General features: G+C 51.8%; 2 protein-coding genes. Both read right to left on the minus strand.

Annotation, left to right across the window (positions count from 1 at the left end; all coding sequences use genetic code 11):
- Window positions 1–7,766, minus strand: a 7,766-nt coding sequence (gene srfAB, locus G9F48_RS20145) for a surfactin non-ribosomal peptide synthetase SrfAB (protein ID WP_165409977.1), incomplete at its 3' end; no start/stop codon positions are given.
- 21 nt (window positions 7,767–7,787) lie between these two features.
- Window positions 7,788–9,428: condensation domain-containing protein (locus G9F48_RS19250; RefSeq protein ID WP_238785832.1), on the minus strand; the 1,641-nt coding region annotated here is incomplete at its 5' end.

The raw sequence follows: 9,428 nt of genomic DNA on the forward strand, positions 1-9,428 counted from the left end.
ACGCCGCAGTCCATGAGAATGCGCGCGATCCGGTTCGCCCTTGCGTTCAGCTCGCCGTACGTCCATTTCGCGCCGTTGTATGCCGCGGCCGGACGGTTTGCATGGCGGGCGGCCGTTTCTTCAAAGAGACGGTGAACCGTTTTGTCCCGCGGCACGGAGAGTGTTTTTCCTTTCCATGCGTCAAGAAGGGCTTGTTTTTCAGCATCGCTGATCAGTGAAATCTCTGGCAGCTTTCTGTCCGGGCTTTCCGCCGCTTGCTTCAGAATCCGCAGGAACCCGGCGCTCCACTTTTCAATGGTTTCTTTTTTAAACAGATCAGTCGCATATTCAAACTGAAGGCCGAGACCTTCTTGATCCGTAAAGCCGCCGAGTGTCAGATCGAATTTCGCCGTGCCTTGGTTTGACTCATACGGAGTGATGCGCAGGTTCTCCAGTTCCAGTGTTTCTTTATCCGGATCTTCTGTCGTCACCATCACCTGGAACAACGGATTGCGGCTCATATCTCTCGGCAGGTCAAGCTTTCCGATCAAATCCTCAAACGGATAATCCTGATGCGCCAGCGCGTCGAGATTGGTTTGTTTCACCTGTTCGAGCAGCCCGGCGAAGGTCTGCTCTTTTCGCGTTTCATTGCGAAGCGCAAGCGTATTGACAAACATCCCCGGCATTTCCTGAACTTCGGCGCTCGTTCTTCCGGCGGTCACCGAGCCGATAATGATATCACGCTGCCCCGTGATTTTGCTCAAAAAGACATGGAACGCGGCGTGAAGCACCATATGAAGAGTCGCTCCCGATGATTCCATTAATTCACGCACCGCTTTTTCCGTTTCACGTCCCGCTCTGAAACGGACGGATTGTCCTTTAAAACTTTGAACCGGCGGACGGGGAAAATCGGTCGGCAGATTCAATTCAGGAAGCTCGCCGGAAAATGCGGAGAGCCAATAACGTTCATGGTCTTTCATCCGTTCGGCCTGCCCGGGTTCATTCTGCCAGACGGCGAAGTCTTTATAGTGCAGGTTCGGCGACGGCAGACTTCCGCCTTTGTAAAGGTGAGCGAGCTCTTTGACCAGCATGCTTCTGGACACGCCGTCGGCAATAATATGATGCATATCCAGCAGCAGCAGGTGTTTCTTTTCATTCAGTCTGACAAGAGCGGCCCGAATGAGCGGAGCCGCGCTCAGATCAAACGGCTTAATGAATGCCTGAATGATAAGATCCGCTTTCTCCTCGTCCGCTGCCTCAAAAATGTGCAGGTCAATGTCAGCCTGTTCTGCGATCTTCTGCATCGGCTGACCTTTTTGATCGATAAAGGACGTCCGCAAAGATTCGTGGCGATTGATCATCTGATTGAGCGCTTCCTGAAGCCTTGAAATATTGACTTCTCCTTCCATCAGAAGAACGGACGGCATATTATAGCTGATTGTCTCCCGGTCAAGCTGGTTCAGGACGTACATCCGTTTTTGGGCGGATGATAACGGGTACGCGTCTGCACTGTCTGCCGGTGTGATCATCCGATATCCCTCAGATACCGCCGATTTTTCGATATATGCGGCAAGCAGGCGGACAGTCGGCTGTTCGAACAGCGCTTTTAACGGAACCGTTTTGTCCAGTTCAGCCTGAATATTGGCGAGGAGCATCATGCCTTTTAAAGAGTGCCCGCCGTAATCGAAGAAATTATCGTCGATGCCGAGCGTATCCGTACCGAGTGTCTGTTTCCAAATGCGGCACAGCTTTTCCTCCAATTCCGTTTCCGGCAAGGCTGAAGCTGTTTGCGCCGTTTGGCTGACGCCCGGTTTCGGGAGGGCGTTTTTATCGGTTTTTCCGTTGGCTGTGAGCGGAATGCGGTCTACCTGCACGAAATAAGCCGGAAGCATATGAGACGGCAGTGTTTCGGAAAGCCGTTTGCGAAGCTCAGAGCCTTTCAGCCCGCTGTCGGCTTTATAGTACGCGCACAGTTCCGGCAGCCCGCCTTCGCTGACTGCGAGAACGACCGCCTCCTGAATGCCATTTACGCTTAACAGCACGGTTTCAACCTCTTTTAATTCAATGCGGTAGCCCCGGATTTTCACCTGATCATCCGCACGGCCGATAAATTCAATCGTCCCGTCAGGAAGCCTGCGGACGACATCTCCCGTTTTGTACATCAGGCTGTCCGGTGAAAAAGGATTTGAGAGAAATTTCTCCGCCGTCAGCTGCGGACGGTGAAGATATCCTCTGGCAAGCCCCTTCCCGGTAATATAAAGCTCGCCGCTTGCGCCCGGAGGAACGAGCTGCATTGCTCCGTCCAATACAAGCGCGCCGGTATTTGCGATCGGGCGGCCGATGACGGGACGCTGCTCATATTGATCAAGACGCTCCATATTGATCCGTTCCGCAATGGCGCCGATCGTCGTTTCCGTCGGCCCGTAGTGATTGATGAAGTCGGTATGGGCGTATACGTCATGAAACTTGCGGACATCGGACGTGATGATCTTTTCTCCGCCGAGCACCACTAAACGAAGCGGGCTGAAACGGCGTTCTGACGTAAAACAGGCTGTATTGACGATCATATGGAACAATGACGGCGTCAGTTTCATATACGTAATGCCGTTTTTCTGTATATACTCACCAAGCTGATCAGGCGCGGTGTACGTCTCTTTCGGCACAATGTGCAGCTCGCCGCCCGCCTGAAGAATCGGGAATATGGCCGTATAGCCGAGATCAAATGCGTAAGAAGACAGCAGCATGGATTTGTCAGCTTCGGTCAAACCGGCTTCACGGCTGAACCATGTGACATAATTGATTAGATTGCGGTGCTCCAGCTGGACGCCTTTCGGTTTGCCCGTTGTTCCCGAGGTATAAATGATATAGGCAAGCTGGTCGGCGCCGGGCTCCGTTTCAAGCCGGTCGGCGCTTTCGTTCTGCCATTCTCCGTCTTCCATTACGACCGTTTTTCCTTTATAAACGGCGGCCGCGGTCATGTTTCTCTCATTGACGACCAGAAGCTTCGTTCCGCTGTCTTCGAGAGAGTAGCGGATTCTCTCTTCAGGAGTCTCCGGATCAATCGGGAGAAATGCCGCTCCGGCTTTCATGACGCCGAGAATCGCGGTAATCAAATCGGCCGAACGATCCATCATAATGGCCACGATGTCCTCACTGCCCGTTCCGCAAGCCTGAAGGTGGCGGGCAAACCGGTTCGAGCGTTCATCAAGCTCACGATATGTCAGACTTGTTCCGCCCGCAACCGCCGTGAGATCAGGCGTTTTTTGCGCTTGCCGTTCAAACAGCGAAACAAAAGTGCCCTCAGGCAGATCCGCTTCCGTCCGTTTTTCATCAGAAAGGAGCGCTTCCCGCTCAGGAGCGGACAGCAGGCTTGCGTCGGCCAGCTGAATATCCGGATTTTCGGCGCAGGCTTTAATCAGATTGACAAAATGAGCGCTCCAGCGGCGGATGGTTTCGTCCGCAAATAAGGCTTTCGCGTAATCAAAGCTCAATCCGACCTCTTCTCCGCGCTCAGCCGCTTCTAAGGAAAGATCAAATTTAGCGACATGATGATGCATGGAGTAAGAAGAAATCTCCAAATCTCCGAGCCGCAGGGCCGGGATCTCCATGTTCTGCATATTAAATAACACGCTGAACAGCGGACTCCGGCTTGTGTCCCTCGTTAACGGCAGTTTTTCAATTAATTCTTCAAGCGGATAGCTTTGATGCTCAAAAGCTTGAAGGCTCGCCGTTTTCACTTCATCCAGAAATTGCTTGAACGTTTTTTTGCCGGCAGGATGCGACCGAAGCGCCACTGTGTTGACAAACATGCCCGGCACGTCTTGGAGATCAGGATGCTGTCTTCCGGCCGCCGGAGACCCGACTATGATGTCTTCCTGCCCCGAATATTTGGACAGCAGCACTTGAAAAGCGGCTAACAAGAACATGTACATCGTCGTATCCGTATCAGCCAGCAGCTTCTTAATCTGCGCCGTCACCTGTTTATCAAGCCCGAAGATGACGCGTTCCCCTTCAAAACTGCGCTCTGCAGGACGCGGGAAATCAAGCGGCAGATCCAGCACCGGCAGATCGCCTTTGAACGTATCAAGCCAGTAAGCTTCGTGCTGATCGAGATTTGCTTTTTCACGCTGCCAGACTGAAAAATCCTTATAATGAATCTTTGGCAGCTCAAGCTCCGTGCCTTGATAAAGCTTCGCAAGATCACCGATGAAAATGCCCATTGAGCTTCCGTCCGTAATAATGTGGTGCATGTCAATCAGCAGAAGATGCCGGTCTTCTTCAAGCCGGATCAGCTTCGAACGGACCAGCGGCGCATGATTGAGCGCAAACGGCCTGATAAAGGCTTTTGTCAGCTCTTCTGCATCTTCTTCCCGGCCCTCGGCGGTTTCAAGCTCAAACGACACATTTTTATGAATGGTCTGCACGACTTCTCCATCTGCCATGTCAAACGACGTACGCAGTGTCTCATGACGGTTGATTAATGCCTGCATGGCCTCTTCAAGACGCTTTTTGTCTACTGATCCTTCCAGCAGAAGTACAGCAGGGACGTTGTAGCTCGTGCTGGCCTGTCCGAGCTGATTAAGGATATACATCCTGCGCTGTGCTGAGGAAACAGGATAATGCTTCTGATAAGGCGCTTGTCGGATCGGTTCAAACTGCTGTTCCTCCTCGCTCTCATGCTCCAAATAATGCGCAAGCTCCTGAATGGTCGGCTTTTCAAATAACACTTTAATCGGCACTTCTTTTTGAAAGTGCTCCTGGATTTTAGCGGTCATCATCATAGCTTTTAAAGAATGTCCGCCAATCGTGAAGAAATTGTCAGTCACACCCGCTTTTACACCGAGAATGCCTTCCCAAATGTCCGCGAGTTTCTGCTCCGCTTCCGTTTTCGGCGCTTCGTATTCTTTTTGAACGGCTTCAGCCTGAGGCTCAGGCAGCGCTTTTTTATCAATCTTTCCGTTCGCCGTCAGCGGAAACTGATTCATCTGGATGAAGTGCGCGGGAATCATGTATTCCGGAAGTGATTCCGAAAGCGTTTTGCGCAGGTCTTCCGGCGAAAGGTCCCGGTCTGCGGTAAAGTAAGCGCAGATTTCATTTTCATCCGCTTTATTTTTCCGGATCACAGCCGCAGATTCCGTCACATTCTCCGCCTGGCTGATTTTCGCCTCGATTTCGCCGAGCTCGATTCTGAAACCGCGGACCTTTACTTGATTGTCAATTCTGCCGAGAAACTCGATCGTGCCGTCCGGAAGCCACTTCGCCAAGTCCCCCGTCCGGTATATCATTTCATCCGGTCTGAACGGATCGCGGACAAACTGCTTCTCCGTTAATTCAGGCAGATTCACATAGCCTCTTGCCACTCCGCTTCCGCCGACGCACAGCTCACCGGGCGCGCCGATCGGCTGGAGGTTGCGGTTTTCGTCCATAATGTACGCAGTGGAATTTCCGATCGGCTTCCCGATCGGGATCGAGCCGTCGTAGTCCTGATCAATGAGAAAACTCGTCGAAAACGTCGTATTCTCCGTCGGCCCGTAGCCGTTCCAAAGCGACAGCTCCGGTGATGCCTTCCTCACTTTGCTGACGATATGCGGCACAAGCGCGTCACCGCCGATGATGAGGTGCCGGAGCGTGTTAAACATGCCGGCATCCTTTTGGGCAAGCTGATTAAACAGCGGAGACGTCAGCCACATGGTCGTGATCCGCTGCTCTTTCAGAAATTGGGCGAATTGCCCGGCGTCAAGCAGCGTCTCTTTTTTCACCGGGTGTAATGCCGCTCCGTTCAGCAATGCGCCGAAGACTTCGAAGGTTCCGGCATCAAAGCTGACGGCTCCCGTTTGCGCCATCCGGTCTTCTTCATGAATCGGCACGTAATTCGAATGTTTGACGAGCCTGATGATATTTCTGTGTTCAATCATGACGCCTTTCGGTTTTCCGGTCGACCCGGATGTATACATGATATACGCCAAGTCGTTGCCGCCGGCCGGGAGATTCAAGTCTGTTCCGCTTACCGTTTCATCCGCGCTTTCATCCAGCATGACAATCGGGACTTGCAATGTGCCCGCTTGTTCTTGATAGTCCTGAACTGTCAGCACGAGCCGAATCGAGCTGTCTGCCGCCATAAAGCGGAGACGGTCCTCCGGAAAAGCCGGATCAATCGGCACATAGGCGCCGCCTGCTTTTAGGACGGCAAGCATTCCGATAACGGTTTCCGCAGACCGGTCGTTCATAATAGCGGCGGTCCGGCCTTTTTCCAGCCCGCTCTTCACAAGGTGTCTCGCCAGGCGGTTGGCCGCTTCGTTCACTTCACGGTAGGTCCATTCGCGTCCCTCTTCTTTTATCGCGATGCTTGCAGGCGTCCGGTTTGCCTGTGCTTCAAACAAACGGTGAACGGCCTCCTCTTCCGGAAGCGCCGTTTTCGTATCATTGAATATCTCAACAATCTGCCGCTCTTCTTCGCCTGAAACAAGGCCGAGTTCCCGCACGGGCGCGTCAGGCGTTCCGATCGCCGCTTTCATCATGCGGGTCAGATGGTGCGCCGTTCGTTCGATGGCATCATGAGCGAAAGCCGCTCCGTTGTATTTGATTTTGACAGTCCACGTTTTTCCCGGATACACGATGAGATTGAAATCAAAGCTCGTCTGCTCAAAAGCATGTTCAACTTTAATGGAAAAGCCGAGTCTTTCCTCCATGCCCCCGTTTTCCAGCTCTTTGTCCAGCGGATAGTTTTCAAACGCGACCAAATGATTCAAGAGGCTGCCGTCCAGAGCGGAGCGCTTTTGAATGTCATAGAGCGGCACATAATCATAGCGCTCGGCTTCCACGGCGTTTTTCTGAACTGCCGCCATCACGTCAGAAAAGGCTGCATCTTTGTCAATCTTGATTCTGACGGGAATCGTATTGATGAACAGCCCCGCCATCGTTTCAATGCCGTTGATTTCTGAAGGACGGCCTGATACGACGGTGCCGAACACCACATCGGCTGTATAGTTGTATTTGCTGAGCACCGCACCCCAAACGGCCTGAAACAGGTTAGGCCCCGTGACTTGATGCCGGTTGGCGGTCTGCTGAATCTGCGCGACCAGCTCTTCATCCCAGACAAAAGAATATTCTTCATTTTGGTAGTCTTTCTTTTCTGATGCCAGACGGCCCGGGAGCAGGCTCGGCTGTTCGAAATCCGCCAGGCGGCTGCTCCAATATTGTTCCGCCTCCTCATAATCCCGGCCTCCGAGCCATTTGATATAGTCAGAGTAAGGTTTGCCCTGGCTTCCCCCAGCGGGCCGGCCGGCACGAAGCGCTTCATAGTTTTGAAACAGGCTTTTCATCAAAACGCCCATACTCCAGCCGTCCATGACGATATGATGATTGCTCCAGACGAGATACAGCTCCTTCTCACTGAGCCTGAACACCGCCGCTTTAAAGAGAATATCCTTCGCCAGATGAAAGCCCTGCTGCTGCACATCGCGTTTATAGCGTTCAATATATTCGGTTTGGCGCGCTTCATCTAATTGACTGATATCTTCATAGTGCACCTTCGTCTTCCGCTCTGCTAATACGACTTGGCGCGGTTTTTGAAGCTGCTGGTGCACGAATACCGTACGCAGGATGTCATATGTCCGGATCAGCTCATTGACGCTTTTTTCAAAAAGCTCAAGCTGAAAGCTTCCGTGAATCCTAAGCTCTAATTGTGTGAAGTAGGAGGAAGAATGCGGATCAAGCAGCGCATGATACAGCATTCCCTCCTGCATCGGTGTGAGTGCATACACCTTTTGAATCGATTTTTTGCTCATATGTCACCTCTGTCTTTTCTGTTAGAGAATTTCCATTAATTTATCAAGTTCATCAAGCGTCAGATCATCATCGCCAAGATCGCTAGGCGTAAGCTCAGGTCCGTCTTGGGCCAGGCAGTGATCTATGATTTTCAAGAGGTGCCCTTTAAAGCTGTCACTGAACGATTGAATGGTTTTTTCATGAAATTCGAGAGAATGATAGGCAAACGTCATCGTCATCTGCCCATTTTCTATAAATCCGACAATATCAAGCGCATTCGGCTTCTCTGTGTCAGGGCTCAGCGATTGTCCTGACGGCATCCCGGATCTTGTAAATAAGCCGGAATCCGACATCTCATTAAACTGGCCTAAGTAGTTAAAGCTGATATCCGGATCAATCTTAAATGAAAGATTCTCTTTATGCTCAGGCGCCGTTACATAACGCAGAATGCCGTAGCCGACTCCTTTGTTCGGGATGTGTCTGATGTCTTCTTTCATTTGTTTCAGCTGATATGAAAGATCGTCGGCGTGCTTCATCTCAAGGATCATCGGATACATGCTCGTAAACCATCCGACCGTCCGGGTGATATTCAGGCCGTCAAGAATGTCTTCGCGCCCGTGGCCTTCCAAATGAACGCCGATCGTGTCTTCACCCGTCCACTCTTTCAGCGCCAGTCCGAGCGCCGTGAGCAGGATGTCGTTCATTTCCGTATGGTAGGCTTCATGTACGTTTGTCGTCAGCTGTTCAGTTTGTTCAGGCGTCAGAGAGAAGCTGACCGTTCTCGTATGTCTCATGCGCTGATCGCCAGACTGCCTGTCTTTCGGAAGCTGAGTGCATACCTCTTTTTCCTCAAGCTCTCTCCAGTAATCCGCTTCTTTCAGAAACGCCTTCGTATTTGCGTATTCTTTGATTCTTTCAGCAAATTCGGCGAATGAATGTGTTTTCGGAGGCAGCGCCGGTTCATTGCCTTGCTTCAGCTGCGTATAAACGGACGTGAAGTCCTCCAGTAAAATCCGCCAAGATACACCATCCACGACTAAGTGATGGATTGCGAGAAGAAGGTGGTCTCCATCTTCAGCCCGGAAGAGCCCGGCCTTCAGCAGATGTCCTGTTTCCAGTGAAATACTGCTTTGAAGACGGTCTGCTTCTCGTTCGATACGGTCCTCATGGTCTTCAGCAGGTCCGTTCAGCTCAAAGACGTTCAGTTCAACAGACGCATCCTCAAGCCCTCTGTAATACGGTTTTTGTTCACGATAAATCATCCGGAGCGCATCATGGTGCACCGTCAGGACATGTAATGTTTTTTCTGTTATCTCCGGATCAAAGCCGTCTTTCGCATGAAGCATGACGGATTGGTTCCAGTGGTGTTTGTCGGTAAAGTTTTTCTCAAAGAACCAGCGCTGGATCGGCGTTAAGTCCGCTTCGCCTTCGACAGGTCCCTGATCGGCCTGCTTGCCTTCCGTCCGCTCCACATAAGAGACGAGCTCTTCGATGGTCGGATGCTGGAAGAGATCTTTCATCTCCAATTTATACCCGTGCTGGTTCAGACGGCTCGCCATTTGGATGCCTTTGATCGAGTCGCCGCCGAGCGTGAAGAAATTATCGCTTACGCCGATCTGATCAAGACCGAGCACTTCCTGCCAAATGTCAGAAAGCAGCGTCTCCATCTCCGTTTCCGGCGC

Origin of the sequence: Bacillus sp. EKM420B (assembly GCF_011065565.1) — a bacterium.
Taxonomy (GTDB): Bacteria; Bacillota; Bacilli; order Bacillales; family Bacillaceae; genus Bacillus; species Bacillus velezensis.